This is a genomic window from Kitasatospora sp. NPDC024654 (assembly GCF_055559155.1).
In genome coordinates this window covers 74,732-91,079 of sequence record NZ_JBVHLF010000031.1, presented here as the reverse complement: position 1 = coordinate 91,079, position 16,348 = coordinate 74,732, and the positions used below count along the sequence as shown (strand labels likewise).

The following is a 16,348-nucleotide window of genomic DNA, read 5'->3' as shown; positions in this document are numbered from 1 at the left end:
AAGCGAATCTCGAATGCCTGACCGGCAGAGATGCCCCAATGTCACCCCATCGAGCGACGCCAAACCCGGCATTACGGCGCGAACCGCACTCTGAGCAGCAGTTCGGACGGCCGGCTGGAGTTCGTCCACCCGTTGGTCGCCACCTCGGTCTACCAGTCGATGCCGGCCGGAACCCGCACCGCCATGCACGGCGTCGCCGCCGTCCAGGTCGAGAACGCGGGCCTGGGTCTGCTGGCCGCCTCCCGGCACCTGCTCGAGACCTTCCCGGAGGGCGACGGCGAGATGGTGCGGAAGCTGCGGAAGGCGGCTGCCGAGCACCTGGCCATCGGCGCGCCCGAAGCGGCACAGCGCTGCCTGCGACGTGCGATGTGCGAGCCGCCGGACGAGGAGGACCGGGCCCAGGTGCTCTACGAGTTGGGCTGCTCGGCCCTGTTGACCAACCCGGCCACCACGGTGAACCAGCTGCGCCTCGCCCTGGACGAGGAGGACGGACTGAGCCCGGACCTCCGGGTGGACGCGACCTTCAGGCTCGCCCAGGCGCTGGCCCACAGCAACCAGTTGGGCGAGGCCGCCAAGGTGTGCGCCGAGGAGGCCACCCGCACCTCCCCGGGCCCCGGCCGAATGCGCCTGGAGGTCGCGCACTTCATGTTCGCGGTCTTCCAGGGGGAGGACGACGACGGTCCGGGCCGCTCCCGCCGGCTGGAGGAGTTCGGCCGGCGGCTCACCGGGGACAGCAGCCTGAGCAGCGCCGTGTCGGTACTGCGCTGCTGGGACCTCACCCTGCGGGGGGCGGACTTCACCGAGGCGATCGCCTTGGCGGAGTCCGCCCTGGAGGGGGGCGGGCTCCCGGCGGACCTTGGTTGGACGAACACCATGTGGGGCTTCGAGCTGCCCGGCATCCTCGGCATCTCCTACCTGTACGCCGACCGGATCGAGCGCGCGGAGGCGCTGTTCGGGGAGGCGATCCGGTCCTACGAGCTGGCCGGGTGGAGCGGTGGCCACCTGGGGTTCGCGCACTTCCTGATGGGACTCCTCCGGTTCCGGTGCGGCGACCTCGGCGGGGCGGAGGACTTCCTGCGCCGCGCCCTGCGGATAGCGGAGCGGATCGCCCCGGGCATCCCGTTGCAGTGGGACGCCGTGGGAGTGCTGGCCGACACCCTGCTCGCACGCGGTAAGGCCGACGAGGCCTGGGAACTCGCGGAACGGTACTCGTTCGGCCCGCCGTACCCGTCGGTCATGGTGCTGCCGGACGCCCCGACGCTTTACGGCAGGCTGCTGCTGGCCCGGGGCGACACCGAGGCCGCGGCCGCAGCCCTGGCCTCGGCCGGCGCCACCCTGGACGCGCGGGGCTGGCGCAACACGGTGTGGGCGCCTTGGACCGGACACCTGGCGCTCGCGGTGGCCGACCGGGAACCGGACCGGGCCCGGGAGCTCGCCGAGGACGCCGTGCGCCGGGCCGAGGAGTTCGGCGCGGACTCGGCGGTCGGCAGTGCCCTGCGACTCTGCGCGGCGGTCCACGACGGACCGCGCGCCGTGACGATGCTCGAGGAGGCCGTACGGCGTCTGGAGCGCTCCCCGGCCGGCTACGAGCACGCCCGCGCCCTGGTCGACCTGGGGGCGGCGCTCGCCGGGACCGACCGGTCGCCCGACGCGGGCGCGTTCCTCCAGCGGGGCCTGGAACTGGCCGCGCGCTGCGGGGCCGACGGCTTGGCGGCCCGGGCGAGTACGGCCCTCTCCGCGCTCCTGTCACCCGGAACGCCCGTGTAGGCGGTGACCTGGGCAGACCACGTGGGTGCCGGGGCCGGGCGGCGGAGGGACCGGGTCCCGGCTCCGCTCCTGTCGACCCCCGCTACGGTCCACGACCGCGCCCGTGAACTCGGGTCCGGGATCCCGGTCGCGGCCGGCGGTGGCGGGCCTCCGGGGCGCGAAGGCCTGCCACGGGAGTGACACACCATCACGTTACTGTGCGGGAGTGAGCCTTTACGTCGTCATAGGATTCGGGCCCGCCGGGGCTGCCACCGCTCGACTGCTGGCCGAGCGGGGTCATTCGGTACGGGTCGTCACCAGGTCGGGCCGGAGCCCCGAGCCCGGCATCGAACACGTCGCGTTGGACGCGACGGACAGCAAACGACTGGTCGAGGTGTCGCGGGGTGCGGCCGCGATCCACAACTGTGCCGCACCGCCCTACCACCGCTGGGCGAGTGAGTGGCCGCCGCTGGCCTCGTCGGTCTGCGCGGCGGCCGAGGCGACCGGGGCCGTCCTGGTCATGCTGGGCAACCTCTACGGCTACGGCCCGGTGGACGGTCCGATGTCCGAGGAGCTGCCGCTCGCGGCGACCGGCCCCAAGGGGCGGGTGCGCGCCGCCGTCTGGGAACAGGCGCGGAAGCTGCACGAGCAGGGTCGCATCAAGGCGGTCGAGGTACGGGCCTCGGACTTCTTCGGGCCCGGCGTGACCGATGGCGGGCACCTGGCCGCGCGAGTCATGCCACGACTGCTGCGCGGCAAGCCGGTCTCCACGCTCGGGGATCCGGACGCCCCGCACAGCTGGAGCTACCTCCCCGACGTGGCCAGGGCCCTGGTCCAGGTCGCGGGCGAGGAGCGGGCCTGGGGACGGGCCTGGCACGTCCCCACGCAGCCCGCGCTGTCCACCCGGGAGATGGTCGACCGCCTCGCCGCCCGGTCGGGGACGGGGCCGGTCGCGGTGCGCAGGCTCCCGCCGGCCCTGCTGGGCGTCGTGTCGGTCCTCTCCCCGCTGATCCGCGAACTGAAGGAGGTCCGTTACCAGTTCGACCGTCCGTTCGTGGCTGACTCAAGCGCTTACGAAGCCGAGTTCGCGGTACGGGCCACCCCCGTCGACGAGCAGGTCAGGGCGACGGTGAACTGGTGGCGCGAGCGACTGGCCTCCGAGGGGGGACGTCGGTGACCGTGAAGGACGCCATGGCGGGCCCGGCGGGAGCGCGGCGTGATGACGTCGCCGTCGTGGGGATGGCCTGCCGGTTTCCGGGGGCACGGAACGTGAACCAGTACTGGAGGCTCCTCACGGCCCCGCAGGCGCAGTTCTCGACCGTCCCGGACTCGCGCTGGCGCACCGCCACCTTCCTCAGCCACAACTTCCGTGACTCGTCCGCGGCCTACACGGACACCATGGCGCTACTGCCGGAGGTGGGCCACTTCGACGCGGTGCACTACGGCATCCCGCCGCGGCGGGCCAAATCGATGGATCCGCAGCACCGGCTGCTGATCGACCTCGCCCGCGAGGCGATCCAGGACGCGGGGTGGGAGGCCGAGGGCTTCGACCGTGAGGAGACCTCGGTGATCACGTCGCTCACCGACAGCGGCTACCGCGCGATCAGCACCCTGCAGATCCGGATGCGGCAGCTGGCTGGCGGCGAGTTCGGGGCGCGGGCGACCGATCCCCGGTGGCTGGAGGCGGTCCGCGCGGTCGACGGGCTGCACGGGACGTCCGTGGCCGGGCTCCTGCTCAACATGGGGCCGAACACGATCAGTTCGGTCTTCGATCTGCACGGCGAGAGCTATGCGCTGGACTCGGCGTGTTCCGGCGGACTCATGTCCGTGGCCAACGCCGTGTTCGCGCTGCGCGCGGGCCGATGCCGCATCGCACTCGCGGGCGGTGCCCAACTGATGCTCACCCCGGACCTGTTGGTGGGGCTGTGCCGGATCGGCGCCATCTCGCGCAGCGGCAGGTGTCTGCCGTTCGGCACGGAGGCGGACGGATTCGTCCTGGGGGAGGGGGCCGGGGTCCTGGTGCTGCGGCCGCTGGCCGACGCGCTGGCAGCCGGCGACCGGGTCTATGCGGTGATCCGAGGTGTGGGCACGGCCAACGACGGGACCGTGCAGGGCGGTATGCATCCCCAGGCGGCCGGTCAGCTCCGGGCGTTGCGCCGGGCCTACCGCGATGCGGGACTGGCCCCGGACTCGGTGGGGTACCTGGAGGCGCACGGCACCGGGACCACGGTCGGCGATCCGATCGAGGTCGGTGTCCTGCGTGAACTGCGGGGTGAGCGAGGTGCGCCCGCCTTCCTCGGAGCGGTGAAGGCAGTGGTCGGGCACTCGCTCAACGCCGCGGGGATAGCCGGACTCATCAAGACCGTGCTGGCCGTGCACCGGGGAGTGATACCGCCGCAGCCGGAGTTCGACCTGGCCGACCGTTCCGGGCTCGACGCCGCGCGACTGACCGTCCCGATGGCGCCGACCCGCTGGCCGGGGTCCGGGGAGCCGCGTCGGGCGGGGGTGAGCGCCTTCGGCTTCGGCGGCACCGGAGTCCACCTGGTCCTGGAGGAGTGCACCACGGCACCGGCCCGCCCGTCCCCGGACGCCGGGCCGCGCCTCCTGGTGCTCAGCGCGCGCGACCGGGCCGGGCTCGCCCGTTACGCCCGGGAACTGGCACGCACCATCTCCGGCGACCAGCTGCCGCTGGCTGGCGTGGCGGACACCCTGGCCCGCCGGGCTCCCCTCACGGAACGCCTCGCCGTGGTGGCGGAGGACGCCGCCGACGCCGTCACCAAGCTGACCGCGGCGGCCGAGTCCGTGGCGGCGGGCCGTACCGGGGATCTCGGGCCAGGGCTGGTGGTCGGCACGGTGTCACGAGACGAGCTGCCGGAGGTCGCCGTGCCGGTACCGGGCTTGCTGGACGCCGAGGCCCACACGGCCGCGTTGGCCCGGCTCGCGGAGCGCGCGGTCACCGGTTCGGGGCTTCGTCCGGTGATGGAGCGAACACCCCCGTGCACCCTGCCTCCGAGTCCGCTCGCCCCGCGCCACCACTGGGCGGTGGACGGGTCGGCTCGCGAACCGGCCAACCAGACCGGGCCGGTGGACCCGCCCGAGGCGGAGCCCGCGGCGGTGCGGGCCGGTGGCGCGTCCGCCGCGGCCATCGTGCTCGAGGAGGTGTCGCGGACCAGCGTCTTCCCGCTCGCCGACCTGAGCGAGCGGATGGCGCTGGTGACCGATCTCGGCTTCGACTCCCTGATGTTGCAGGAGCTGGAGGTCAACATCGGCAAGCGGATAACAGGCTTCCGCACCGAGGAGATGTTCTCGCCCGGCCTCACCATCGAGCAGCTGATCACGCTGGTCGATCCGTACCTCACGGGGTCGCCGGCCCCGAGTGAGCTCCTGCCCCGGAAGACCCGGGCGGACTGGGCCGACGCCACCGCGTGCGTCGATGACTTCCCGGAGGTGCGGCAGTTCGAGGAGCGCCTGAGCACGATCCTCGGCAGCGGTGCGGACTTCCCCTACTTCCGGGTCCATCAGGGCAACATCCGCGACACGACCGTGGTCGGCGGGCGCGAGTACCTGTCCTTCGGTAGCTACAACTACCTTGGGCTCTCCGGCCATCCCGTGGTCAACGAGGCCGTGCACCAGGCGGTGGACCGGTACGGGACCTCGGTCTCCGCGAGCCGGCCGCTCTCGGGTGAACGGGACCTGACCGTACGGCTGGAGCGGGCGCTCGCCGACTTCCTCGGCGTCCGGGACTGCCTGGCGCTGGTGAGCGGCCACGCCACCAACGTCACCGCGATAGGGCACCTCGCCGGCGCGGGGGACCTCGTGGTGCACGACGCGCTCGCCCACGACAGCATCCTTCAGGGCTGCGCGCTGTCCGGGGCGACGCGACGCCCGTTCGCCCACAACGACATCGGCCAGCTGGAACGGATACTGCGGCTCAACCGGTCGCGGTTCAGACGGGTGCTGATCGTCGTCGAGGGCGCTTACAGCATGGACGGTGACCTGGTGGACCTGCCCGCCGTGATCGAGCTGAAGAAGCGTTACGGAGCCCTGCTGATGGTCGATGAGGCGCACAGCATCGGCACCGTGGGCGAACACGGCCGTGGCGTGGGCGAGTTCTTCGGCGTCGACCGATCCGACGTGGATCTGTGGATGGGTACCCTCTCCAAGGCCTTCGCCAGCTGCGGCGGCTACCTCGGTGGCGCGGCCCGCATGGTGCGGTGGCTGCGGCACACACTGCCGGGCTTCGTCTACAGCGTGGGCCTGACCCCGGCCAACGCGGCCGCGGCGCTGGCCGCCACCGAGCTGATCGTCGCGGAACCGCACCGGGTGCGCACTCTGCGGCGGAAGTCGGAGCTCTTCCGGGGGCTGGCCGCATCGAGGGGCCTGGCGACCGGATCCAGCGCCAACAGTCCGATCGTGCCGTGTCTCCTCGGCGACTCGGCGACGACCCTGCGCGTCGCGGACCGGCTCTTCGACCGGGGTGTCATCGCCGATCCGATCTTCCACCCCGCCGTCGAGGAGGGGCACGCGAGGCTGCGGTTCTTCGTCACCAGCGAGCACCGTGAGGACGACATCCGACGCGCCGTGTCGATGCTGGCAGAGGAGGTGGCATCCGCCGGGAGGTGAGTGACGCACGTCAGATCAGGGTGCGTTCGATCCGGCTGAGCATGGCGTCCCTTCCGGATTCCCCGCCCTCGCCGACACGTTCGGCCGGGGACACGGCAGGCTGCTCCCTGGTGCTGCCCACCCGTTGGGAGAGCAGATAGGCGATGATCTCCGCCTCCTGCTCCTGGACGTCGTCATAGGTGGCGCGCAGGAGCATGTCACGCACGAGGTCGGGGTCGAGGTTGGGGAAGAGCAGGCGGGAGCTTGCCTCGTCCAGTCCACCTGCCCCGCGATGGCAGCAGATGATGTGGCCCAGCTCGTGCAAGATGATGTGCTCCTGATGCGCGCTGGTCGTGTTGGCGTCGTAGAAGATGAGGTCCTCGTCGCGTGCGGCGACCCACATGCCGCACGGGTGCGACGCGGGCATCTGCATCGCGACCAGCGTGATCGGGCGGCCGCGGATCTCGCCCAGGTAGCGGCAGAGGTCGGCCACATCGGCCACCTGCGGCAGGTCGAGTTCGGCGATCCGCCGTGCGCCGGCCTTCCGGAGTCCCTTGAGCTGACTGCGGCGGTCATGGTCGGCCGACCACACCTTCCTGGGGCCCCTCACTCCGGGTCCGGGGAGTCGGCCACGGGCGGAAGACCCTGCATCTGCCGGTACTGGTCCATGATGGCGGTGATGGCCTGGAGGTTCTCCTTCTTCATCCCGGCCGCTCGCATCGCCACGGCGCGGACCCCCGCCTGCCGCAGCGCCTCGATGGCGGCGACCTGGCTGAGCACCGACTCGGCGACCTCGTCGTCGAAGAAGTAGGCGACCGACACACCGAAGAAACGAGCCAGGGCAGCCAGTAGGTCAGGTGAGGGATTGGAGCGCTTGCCGGTCCGCAACTGCGACAGGTACACGCCCCCGACCTTGAGTTCGGGGTTGGCCCGCTTCAGTTCCTCCGCCACCTCGGCGTTGGTCCAGTGCTTGCCCTTGGGACGGACCGTCCTGAAGAGGTTGTCCATGCGCACAGCCATCACGGGCCGGTCATCGGTCCCGGACTCGCCAGTCTCGGACATTGAGAAGTTCCCTCCCGTCACCTCCTCGGCATTGCCCTCGGCTATCCGTCAGTTTCGCAGATTAGCTGCCAGTTGACAATCGAGCGAGACTCCGCCAACGTGGATCTCGCCGATAGCTGCCAGCTAACTTCGCTTACGGGGGTAGCCGAGTTGGCTGCTGGTCATGTCGGCTGGCCCGCACCTGGGGGGACCGGTCGGGCCAGGCCGGGCGGGACACACCCGCCCGGCTCGACGGGAAAGACGGGGGGAGCCGGGGGGAACGGGGGGACCAAAGGGAAACCCGCCCGGTCTGACGGGGGTTGCAGACCGGGCGGGAGCTCTCAACTCGCCTTGCCGAGTCTGCGGTAGGCGGATGCGACCTGGGTGAGCCAGGCGACTTCCGCGGTGAAGTTGTCCGTGTCGCGGTCTTCGAAGTCGCCGGCGTCCTTGCTGTCATCGGGGATGGTGCCGGTGCGCTTGGCATGCAGGGCCCGCCTGATCTGCGCCGCTTCGGCGAACGCCTGTCGGGACTCCTCGCTCGCCCTGACGTCCGTCGTGTCGACGTGGTCCGTGGCGTCGGCGCCGTTGGCGGAGCGGACGATGTAGGGGCGCAAGTCCCGCCAGCCGTCCCGTATTTCGATGACCCGACGGTGGAGGCGGTAGTTGAGGTCGGAGACCGAAGCCCCGGGCGGCTCCAGTGCGATGTCCGGGGAGGACTCGTACAGGTCCCGCCAGAGCGGGTAGAGGGCCCGGTAGGACCGGTAACTGTGTGCCCACTCCAGCAGTCTGGCGGCTGAGGCTCCCCAGGAGGAGATGGTCAGACTGAGCGAGAGGGTGACGATGCCCGCCGCACTGAAGACGGAGGCGGCGACCTGCCAGACGCCGATGTCCACCCCGCACGCGGCGGTGAGGATGTTGACCGTCCTGGCCAGGCAGTAGAGGAAGAGGACCACTGCGGCAACCGAGAGCAGCCGCAGGGCCTGTCGCAGCGAGGCCTTGCCGGTCATCCGGGCGTATGGGCCGCACTGGCGGAAGATGGTGACGCACGGAACCGCCTGGGAGACGATGAAGACCAGGAGGTAGGTGAGGACCAGTGGCCGGCCGCTGCCGGTGTCGAAGTCCGAAGCCGGCAGATCGGGGCCGTGAGCGACGAAGAAGAGCGCCACCAGGAGCGCGTTGAGCGCGACGCCGGTGATCAGCCAGTAGCGGGTCTTCCGTACCGCCTCCTCCGCGGCGGTCGCCCAGCGCAGCAGGATGATCTGCGCACTGACGCAGAAGGCGACCGCCGACACGTGCATCATTAGGACGGCGAGGTTGCCGACACCCAGGAAGCTCTTGCTTCCCATGGCGACGGCACCCAGCGTGAAGGTGAGGCACTGGAGCAGCAGAGTGATCACCAGCGTGCGGTAGGCGCTCTCCCGCCAACTACGCCTTACTTGGCACAACCGGTAGACCAGCGCGGCGTACGACGAGAGCGCCGCGATGACGAAGCAGAGGGTTTTGGTGGTGTTCACGGCCTGATCCCCCGTCGGTGCCGCACGCGCGGCTGACGGTCTAGTCGGTGGTCTCGCCCAAGGGAACCACGAGCCCGATGCCTTCGGCTGCCACGGCGATGGCGTAGTCGAAGAACGCGGACTCGTCACGAACACTGTCGTGGGTTCGGCTGAAGACCTGGAACACCAGGAGGCCGATCAGGTTGCTCCACAGCACGATGCCGCGCTCGATGATGTCCGAGAACGGAGCCTCGGGCACGCCGCCGAAGAGCTCCACGGCCTCCGGCAGGAGCAGCGGAGGCCCGGGCACCGTCCGCCGGGGCGGGGTGAGTTCACCGGCCTCGAGCGCCGAACGCACGACGGCGGCCAGCACCGCGGGGGTGCGCGAGGCGGGCGGGACCGTGTCCTGCGGGGCGTGGTAGTCCGGAACGGGCGAGCCGTAGATCAGTGTGAATTCGGCGGGGTTGTCGAAGGACCACTGCCGCAACGCGCGAGTGACCGCGAGCAGCCTCGCGCCGGCCGACGCGTTGGCCTCGCTGGCGGCCTGATCGGCCTGCTCCATCGCGGCGCCGGACTCGTTGTAGGCGTCGATGACCAGCGCGGTCAGCAGGTCGTCCCGATGCGGGAACACGGCCTCCACATCGGTGACGGCAAGACCGCCGGCCTGGGCGACAGCATCCGGGGACAGCCCTCCGGCGCCCAGCTTCACCAGCAGTTGGCGCGCGGTGGTCTTGATGACGACCGGCAGTGTGGCGTTCTCGTCGGCGGCGCTCTTTCCGGAAACATCCATGGCCAAACCGTACCCGCCGGTCGTGAGGTCCATAAGTGCGGTCGGCCGATCACCCCGGGTGTGCGCTGTGATCCCGGCCACACCCGGTTCCGGCTCGTCCGCGCGCTCGCCGCCGAGCCCCGCACCCGGCGACCGGGCCCGCTGACTGGGTGGCAGGTACGCGGTGGTGACCGTAACGGACCCGCGGTGGACGGGTGTTGGCGAGTGGCGGATCCGTACCCCGTCGACGGGCGCTGCGGCTGCCGCTCCCGACTCGGGGACGGTGCTCGTGGCCGGTGGCCTACCGACCGCCGGCCTGGTAGGTCTTCCTCCAGCGGGCGAGGAGGCGGGCGTCCCCCTGGCCGGAGCCGCTGAGCCGGACCAGTGGCTCCAGGGCGGTGCCGTTGTGCCAGGCGCCGAAGTGGTCGCGGTGGATGGCGATGATGCCGTTCTCCCGGGCGAAGGACTCGGCGGGCCGGGTGAAGCGGGTGGTGGTGACGAAGATCGCGACGTCGACCCCGAAGTGCTGCTTGGCGCCCAGCAGGTCGCGCACCTCGCGGCTGGGGATGGCGGCGGTGGGTGCGTAGCGCTTGCACTGGACCACCATCGTGCGGCCGTCCGGCAGGCGCCCGCGCACGTCGGCCCCGTTGTCGCCGGCGCCGCCCACGCGTCGGACCTCGGAGCAGCCGTCGCGACGGCACAGGGCGGCGACGAGCTCCTCGAACTCGGTGCCGGTCATCCTGTCCACGTCGGCGAGCGACCGGTGGCCAGCCCGCACCAACTCCTCGGCCCGCCAACGCCGGTCCCGGTCACGCAGGGTCCGGTCGATGCGCCGCAGTCGCCAGCCCAGCAGCCCGACGCCGCCGATCCCGGCCGCGGCGAGCAGGTAGGGCCAGATCAGCGACCACACCGCGATGAGCGGGAGCAGAAGCAGGGCGCCGCCGGCCAGGGTTGCCTCCCACCGCTTGCTCCGCCGCCCGCGCCCCGACGGGCGGCGTCCACCTCGCCTGGCCATGTGGTCCCCTTCCGGTGCTCCCGGACAGCAGTGTTGGGCATGACGGTGATCCGCGGAAGACCACCACCGGCCGGGTCGTTGGGCTGGGAACGGGGTCTGGACCGGGAGCCGGCGATAAGATACCTTCGCGAAGGTATCTTACGCCCCCTCAGTGGAGAGGAACGACACCGATGCCCCTTCTGGTCGAGTCCGAGATCGCCGTTCAGCGGCCTCCGTACCTCGTCTTCAGTGACGTCGACGAGACCCTGATCGCCTGCAAGAGCATGTTCGACTTCCTTCGCTTCCAACTCACCAGCAGACACGGGGAGTGGGGAGAGGCCCGGTACCTGGAGATGGTCGGGGAGCTGCGCGCCATGGCGGCCGCCGGGGCGCCCCGGGAGGAGGTCAACCGGAGTTACTACCGGCTCTACGCCGGCGAGGAGGTGGCGGAGATCGCCGAGCTCGGGCGGCGGTGGTTCGCCGAGCGGAGTGCGACGCCGGGGTTCTTCATCGAGTCCACGGTCGCCGCGCTGCGCGAGCACCGCGCGGCCGGGGCGGAACTCGTCCTGGTCTCGGGCTCGTTCGACGCCTGCGTGGCGCCGATCGCCGGTCATGTCGGGGCGTCCTACGTGTTGGCCACCGCGCCGGAGGCGGTGGACGGGAGATACACCGGCGAGGTGGTCGAGCCGGTGATCGGCTACGGCAAGCGGGCCGGCGTGATGCGGTTGCTGGCCGACCACGCGGCCGTCGACCCGCGGGACTGCTTCGCCTACGGCGACCACCTGTCGGATCTCCCGATGCTGGAGTGCGTGGGGCATCCGCGGGTCGTGGGCGGGGATCCCGAGCTGATCCGCCGGCTGGACCGGCGGGCGGGGGTCGAGCCCGGCTGCGCGGTGGCCTGCTGGTCGATGGGGGCCGGGCAACCGGGTGTGGAGCCGTGCCCGCGGGAGTGCGTCCTGTGAGCGGACCGCTCCGAGTAGCGCGCCGATGACCGAATGGCAGGGGTTGGATGATCCAACCCCTGCCATTCGGTGTTCAGTTGATGCCTCGGAAGATGTGTGGTTCGTGGTCGTCGTCCTCCTCGCCGGCGAGTCGGGGAGCGGGACGGTCGCGATCGGTGTTCGTCACGGTTCAGCCCGCCACCGCGAGTTCGCGCTCGAGTGCCCGTAGTCCGGCCGGTCGGGCGTGCCGGGTGGGTGCCCACCTCAGCAGGGCTGAGCCGACCGACATGCCGCCGCCGAATCCCGACATCAGCACGATGTCGTCCTCGGTGAAGGCGCCCTGACGATGACTCAGGTCGAGTGTGATCGGGATCGAGGCCGAGCCGGTGTTGCCGTAGAGCTCCAGCGCCAGGTGGCAGTCGGCGGAGCCGAGCCCGAGCTCGGGCCAGACCTCGCCGAGCATCACCCCGTTGGCCTGGTGGGGCACGAAGTGGTCCACCTGGTGGCGGAGCAGGCCGGCCTTGCGGACCAGGGAGTGGACCGCGGCGGGCAGGTTCTCCTGGACGAAGGTGCGCACGCCGCGCCCGTCCATCCGGAAGAAGTGCCCGCCGTCCTCCAGGGTGCCGGCGGAGGCGGGGTGGCGGCTGCCGCCGGCCGGAACGCTGATCAACCGGTGCTGGTCGCCCCGGGTGATCAGGCTGGTGGCCAGTGTGCCCTGGCCGTTCGGGACCCGGCCGAGCACGACCGCGCCGGCGCCGTCGCCGAAGAGGATGGCGGTCTTGCGGTCGGTGTAGTCCAGGATCCGGGAGTAGACGTCGGCGCCGATGACCAGGGCGTAGGAGTCCTCGGGCTCGCCGCGCAGGATGCGCTCGGCCGCGGTGAGCGCGTAGACGAATCCACTGCACACGGCGTTGACGTCGAACGCGGCCGCGTTGGTCGCGCCGATCAGCGACTGGACGATGCTGGCGGTGGCCGGCTGCGGGTGGTCGGGGGTCGAGGTCGCCAGCACGATGTAGCCGATCCGGTCCGCCGTCAGCCCGGCCTGTTCCAGGGCTCTCTCGGCGGCGGCCGCCGCGAGGTCGGAGGTGGCCTCGTGGGGGGCGGCTCGGCGGCGCTGCCGGATGCCGGTCTTGCGTTCGATCCACTCGGCGGTCACTCCGGCCCGCTGTCCGATCTCGTCGTTGTGCACGACGGTGCTGGGGAGGTAGGAGCCGGTGCTGATGACGCCGATCGAGTATGGGCGGTGCATGGTGGTGCCTCCTTCGAAGGGACGTGTGGGACGCGTGGGAGGTGGGAGAAGGCTTGGGGAGGCGGCTGGAGACAGCTGAGGAGGGGGAGGGGCCGGCCGGGTCAGGCGTAGGTGGTGAACTCCTGGAAGCTCGGACCCTGCAGCTTGAGCTGGGCGTGGATGTCCCCGCCGAGCCCGAAGTGGCCGATCGCGCCGCCGTAGTTCTGCTGGTAGCTCATCCACAGCACGATCACGTTGATCACCCGGTTGGCACCGGGGGAGCCGGCCTCGGGGAACGGGTTGGGCAGCGTCGCGCTGTAGTGCGCCATGCCGTGCTGGTCGGTCATGAAGGCGTTGGGGATGCCCAGCGGTCCGGGCCGGGTGGGGCCGGCGGGGTCGAGGTCGTGCTCGCGCAGCGACATCACGGTGTAGAGGCTGTCGGGGATCAGTCCGGTGAAGGCGAACGAGAAGCCGGCGCTGTGCCGGTCGGGGGAGAGGGCGACCTCCAGCTGGCCGCGGGCCTTCATCCACTGGCTGAGCCGGATCGGCTCGCGCACCTTCAGGCCGTCCTCGAACCTCGCGTCCGCGATCGGGGCCTGGTGCAGGGGGTAGCTCGGACGCTCGACGTTGTGCGCGTCCGGACGCTGCTCGGGGGCGAAGAGCATGTGGTAGTTGTTGCACGGCAGCGGCAGCGGCAGGGTGTAGAGCGGCATCGCCGCGTCCTCGGGCGGGACGGCGGCCGGCAGCTCGCGGACGATCCGGTACGGGAGGTGCTGGCCGAAGGGCGGCAGCGGGCTGTCGGCGGAGACCACGGCGCTGCCCCACTCGGCGACGGTGCCGCCGTCCGGGCCGGGCCGGTTGATCCGGCCGATCACGACGAAGTCGCCGTTCTCGTCCATGATCTCGCTCGGGGGGTAGAGCGGGCCCTGGGTGGTGACGCTCAGGTCGTAGGTGCGGTTGGTGATCGTGGTGGGTTCGATGGCGACGGTCATGGCGGTGCTCTCCTTCACCGGGTCTGGGGACCCGCGGGACGCGGGGGTGTACGGCGCCCGCGTCCCGCGGGCCGACTGGGTGCGGACGGGGACTGGGACGGGAATCAGGCGCTGACCCGGGCGTAGAGCCGGGTGTAGAGGCCGCGGTCGCCCCCGGTGATGTACGAGTCGCCGGCCTGGCGGACGATCTCCTGGTAGCGCGGAGAGGTGAAGACCGCCGTGTAGTCCTTCGGGTCGCAGGAGAAGCCGGAGACGAACATGACGCCCGGCTCGCTGCTCAGCACCGAGTGGTAGGCCTCGAAGATCTCGACCTCGGGCGAGGTCCGCACCACGTCGAAGATGGTCTCCTCGCGCCAGGCGCGGTAGCCGCGGTAGGCCGGCGGCGGGACCTCGACGTGCCGCATCTGCAGGTAGGGGGTGTTGGGCAGCGGGTCGTTGCCCGGCTTCGGCGCCTCGACGAACTGCAGCATCTGGCGGCTGAAGTCGCTGAGCGCCATCGGGCCGACCACGTCCCACAGCGCCCGCCAGTCCTTGCGCAGCGCGTCCAGCTCGTCGTAGTCGTTCAGCGGCGCCAGCTCCAGCAGGGTGGAGTCCTCCAGGCCCCGGAAGAGGATCCGGCCCTCGATGCCGGAGGCGGCGTTGTGGGCGATCCAGGCCTGGGCGGCGGCGTCGACCTGGTCGGGCTTGACGGACAGCTCGGTGACGGTGATCAGGGCGTTCGACATGGGAGTTCTCCTTCTTGGATGTACGTGCGGTTGGTGTGGTGCGGTGAGGGTGGGACGGGGTGTCAGGCGTTGACGAGGGTCCGGGCTTCGGCGTGGACCACGTGGTCCACCGCGTACTGGGCCCGCTTGTGCTCCTTGGGCTCGATCAGCGCGGACTCGAAGGCGGTGTACTCGACGTGGGTCAGCGAGGCGCGTCGGGCCGCCTGGTAAACGCTGATCTCGGCGCTGAACGAGAGCCGGCTGGGATCGGCCAACTCGGCCCTGGTGGTGAGGAATTCGACGGTGGCGTCGAGCGGGAAGAGGAAGTTCTCGAAGCTGGTGTTCATCGTGTCGATGACGTAGTAGTACGAGCGCTCGGGGTGGCGGCTGGCGTAGAACCGTTCGCTGACCGCGAGGAACATCTGGCGCGCGGCCTCGACGGCCACCATGCCCTGGACGTGCTGTCCGGTCTGGTGGTCGAGCAGCAGCTCGTTGTCGTTGTGCACCCGCAGGGTGGCGAGGAAGCGGGCGGTGCCCTCCTGGCGCAGGTCGGCGATCAGCGTGTTCTCGGTCAGCCGCTTGTGCACCTCGCCCTGGGGGGAGAGGTCCGGCACGGCGAACTGGAACTCCAGCCGGCCGTCGAGTCCGAGCCGGGCGGCCTCTTCGCGCACCGCCGCCCACTCGGCGAGGGTGACGCCCTGGGCGGCCCGGACGACGGTCCGCTCGGGCAGGTCGGCGTATCCGCCGAGCAGGAGCTCGCTGATGAAGTCCGAGACGGTGCGGACGCCCTCGTGGACGGCGAATCCGGCGAAGCGGTCGCCGACGAGTAGGACGGTTCGGGGCTGGGTCGACATGGGTCTCTCCTTGGCTGACGGGCCTCCGGACGGAGGCTGGGCGCAGGGCATTGCAGCTGGGTGGTGCAAGCGGATGGCGGCGAATGGCAGTGGCTCGCATTCGACGCGAAGGCTCGTGGTGCAGGAAGAGCTGTGCGGGAAGAGCTGTGCGAAAGAGCAGGTGGCGCGGCCGTCGTCCGGAGTCGGTGTCCCCCGTACTGCGTCGGACTGGGCCGGTGAGAAGAACGTTAGTCCGGACCGGGCCGCTGGCGCAACCATCTAGTTGGTTTTTCTCAACCACCCAGTTGGTTGCCCCCCGGGCTATCCTCGATCCATGACAGCCACCACCAAGGCCCAGGAGACCCGGGGCAAGCTGCTGGAGGCCGCGCAGGAGGAGTTCTCCGAGCACGGCCTGGCGGGTGCCCGAGTGGATCGCATCGCCGAGCGCTCAGGGGTCAACAAGCAGCGCATCTATGCCTACTTCGGCAACAAGGAGGCCCTCTTCTCCGCCGTCCTCAGTCGGGTGTACGAGCAGATGGGCGAGCAGGTGCCCATCCCCTCGACCGAGGAGGGGCTGCGTGGATACGTCGGCCAGGTCTTCGACTACCACCGCCGTTACGGCGACCTGGTCCGGTTGCTCGCCTGGGAGGGTCTGCACTACCGCGACCGGCCGATCCCCAGCGAGAAGGAGCGCGAGACCTACTACACCCACAAGACCGCGTCGCTCAGTGTCGCCCTGGGCATCGACGACCCGACCGCCTCCGCCCGGGTGCTGATCGCCCTGATCGGCCTCGCGTCCTGGGCGTTCATCGTGCCGCAGCAGCGTCGGCTGATGCTCGGACCGGAGCACGACTCGGAGGCCAGCTGGGCCCTGCTGCGCGCCAATGTGGTCGCCGGCGGCCACGCGGTCATCGACAACGCCCTGCACGGCACCGCCTGACCGGATCCCACCAACTCGCCGCGGACCGCCCGGTGGTGAGCGCAGCCCGATGCGCTCACCACCGG

Annotated in this window: 14 protein-coding genes; 5 read left to right on the top strand and 9 right to left on the bottom strand. The window is 71.0% G+C overall.

The window, feature by feature from the left end; translation table 11 throughout:
• Nucleotides 1–30 precede the first annotated feature (30 nt).
• From ACZ38L_RS20020 to ACZ38L_RS20010, 3 genes are all read left to right on the top strand, one after another.
• A complete protein-coding gene (locus ACZ38L_RS20020) occupies nt 31–1,767 on the top strand; it encodes an ATP-binding protein (protein WP_465695027.1) in 1,737 nt (578 codons plus the stop codon).
• A 205-nt stretch (nt 1,768–1,972) separates the two neighbouring features.
• Complete coding sequence (locus tag ACZ38L_RS20015; protein WP_465695024.1) at nt 1,973–2,923, top strand: NAD-dependent epimerase/dehydratase family protein; 951 nt, start codon at nt 1,973–1,975, stop codon at nt 2,921–2,923.
• A gap of 14 nt (nt 2,924–2,937) precedes the next feature.
• Nucleotides 2,938–6,369, top strand: a complete 3,432-nt coding sequence (locus ACZ38L_RS20010) for an aminotransferase class I/II-fold pyridoxal phosphate-dependent enzyme (protein ID WP_465695044.1) — start codon at nt 2,938–2,940, stop codon at nt 6,367–6,369.
• A gap of 10 nt (nt 6,370–6,379) precedes the next feature.
• Here ACZ38L_RS20010 and ACZ38L_RS20005 read toward each other — a convergent pair whose 3' ends face one another.
• The 5 genes from ACZ38L_RS20005 to ACZ38L_RS19985 all read right to left on the bottom strand — a co-directional run bounded on the left by ACZ38L_RS20005 (nt 6,380) and on the right by ACZ38L_RS19985 (nt 10,666).
• Complete coding sequence (locus ACZ38L_RS20005) at nt 6,380–6,958, bottom strand: toxin (protein ID WP_465695020.1); 579 nt, start codon at nt 6,956–6,958, stop codon at nt 6,380–6,382.
• Nucleotides 6,955–7,356 (bottom strand): helix-turn-helix domain-containing protein, encoded by a 402-nt coding sequence (locus ACZ38L_RS20000; RefSeq protein ID WP_465695016.1) that lies wholly within the window; start codon nt 7,354–7,356, stop codon nt 6,955–6,957. Before ACZ38L_RS20000 ends, ACZ38L_RS20005 begins: the two co-directional genes overlap by 4 nt.
• A 374-nt stretch (nt 7,357–7,730) precedes the next feature.
• Nucleotides 7,731–8,903, bottom strand: a complete 1,173-nt coding sequence (locus tag ACZ38L_RS19995) for an MAB_1171c family putative transporter (RefSeq protein WP_465695013.1) — start codon at nt 8,901–8,903, stop codon at nt 7,731–7,733.
• A gap of 40 nt (nt 8,904–8,943) precedes the next feature.
• A complete protein-coding gene (locus tag ACZ38L_RS19990) occupies nt 8,944–9,672 on the bottom strand; it encodes a TetR-like C-terminal domain-containing protein (RefSeq protein ID WP_465695041.1) in 729 nt (242 codons plus the stop codon).
• Nucleotides 9,673–9,952: 280 nt separating this feature from the next.
• Nucleotides 9,953–10,666: a restriction endonuclease gene (locus ACZ38L_RS19985; protein ID WP_465695008.1), complete on the bottom strand. Its 714-nt coding sequence runs from the start codon at nt 10,664–10,666 to the stop codon at nt 9,953–9,955.
• A 170-nt stretch (nt 10,667–10,836) separates the two neighbouring features.
• Between ACZ38L_RS19985 and ACZ38L_RS19980 the strand changes: the two genes are divergently transcribed.
• The gene (locus ACZ38L_RS19980; protein WP_465695003.1) at nt 10,837–11,607 is read left to right on the top strand and encodes an HAD family hydrolase; all 771 of its coding nucleotides are present in this window, start codon (nt 10,837–10,839) and stop codon (nt 11,605–11,607) included.
• A 169-nt stretch (nt 11,608–11,776) separates the two neighbouring features.
• Here the strand turns inward: ACZ38L_RS19980 and ACZ38L_RS19975 are convergent, their stop codons facing one another.
• From ACZ38L_RS19975 to ACZ38L_RS19960, 4 genes are all read right to left on the bottom strand, one after another.
• Complete coding sequence (locus tag ACZ38L_RS19975) at nt 11,777–12,835, bottom strand: 3-oxoacyl-ACP synthase III family protein (RefSeq protein WP_465694999.1); 1,059 nt, start codon at nt 12,833–12,835, stop codon at nt 11,777–11,779.
• Between the two features lie 101 nt (nt 12,836–12,936).
• Nucleotides 12,937–13,806 carry a hypothetical protein gene (locus ACZ38L_RS19970; protein ID WP_465694995.1) on the bottom strand — a complete coding sequence of 290 codons (870 nt, stop codon included), beginning with the start codon at nt 13,804–13,806 and terminating at the stop codon, nt 12,937–12,939.
• 104 nt (nt 13,807–13,910) lie between these two features.
• Entirely contained in the window at nt 13,911–14,531 is a 621-nt protein-coding gene (locus tag ACZ38L_RS19965; protein WP_465694991.1) for a hypothetical protein, read from the bottom strand.
• Between the two features lie 62 nt (nt 14,532–14,593).
• On the bottom strand, nt 14,594–15,364 hold the full coding sequence (locus ACZ38L_RS19960) for an AfsA-related hotdog domain-containing protein (RefSeq protein ID WP_465694988.1): 771 nt from the start codon (nt 15,362–15,364) through the stop codon (nt 14,594–14,596).
• Nucleotides 15,365–15,677: 313 nt separating this feature from the next.
• On the opposite strand from ACZ38L_RS19960, the gene ACZ38L_RS19955 reads away from it, so the two are divergent.
• Nucleotides 15,678–16,283 (top strand): TetR/AcrR family transcriptional regulator, encoded by a 606-nt coding sequence (locus ACZ38L_RS19955; RefSeq protein WP_465694986.1) that lies wholly within the window; start codon nt 15,678–15,680, stop codon nt 16,281–16,283.
• The last annotated feature ends 65 nt before the right edge of the window (nt 16,284–16,348 follow it).

Coding starts and splice junctions, on each gene's coding strand:
- ACZ38L_RS20020 (WP_465695027.1), top strand. CDS start 31: ATGCCCCAATGTCACCCCATCGAGCGACGCCAAACCCGGCATTACGGC.
- ACZ38L_RS20010 (WP_465695044.1), top strand. CDS start 2,938: ATGGCGGGCCCGGCGGGAGCGCGGCGTGATGACGTCGCCGTCGTGGGG.
- ACZ38L_RS20000 (WP_465695016.1), bottom strand. CDS start 7,356: ATGGACAACCTCTTCAGGACGGTCCGTCCCAAGGGCAAGCACTGGACC.
- ACZ38L_RS19990 (WP_465695041.1), bottom strand. CDS start 9,672: ATGGATGTTTCCGGAAAGAGCGCCGCCGACGAGAACGCCACACTGCCG.
- ACZ38L_RS19985 (WP_465695008.1), bottom strand. CDS start 10,666: ATGGCCAGGCGAGGTGGACGCCGCCCGTCGGGGCGCGGGCGGCGGAGC.
- ACZ38L_RS19980 (WP_465695003.1), top strand. CDS start 10,837: ATGCCCCTTCTGGTCGAGTCCGAGATCGCCGTTCAGCGGCCTCCGTAC.
- ACZ38L_RS19975 (WP_465694999.1), bottom strand. CDS start 12,835: ATGCACCGCCCATACTCGATCGGCGTCATCAGCACCGGCTCCTACCTC.
- ACZ38L_RS19970 (WP_465694995.1), bottom strand. CDS start 13,806: ATGACCGTCGCCATCGAACCCACCACGATCACCAACCGCACCTACGAC.
- ACZ38L_RS19965 (WP_465694991.1), bottom strand. CDS start 14,531: ATGTCGAACGCCCTGATCACCGTCACCGAGCTGTCCGTCAAGCCCGAC.
- ACZ38L_RS19960 (WP_465694988.1), bottom strand. CDS start 15,364: ATGTCGACCCAGCCCCGAACCGTCCTACTCGTCGGCGACCGCTTCGCC.
- ACZ38L_RS19955 (WP_465694986.1), top strand. CDS start 15,678: ATGACAGCCACCACCAAGGCCCAGGAGACCCGGGGCAAGCTGCTGGAG.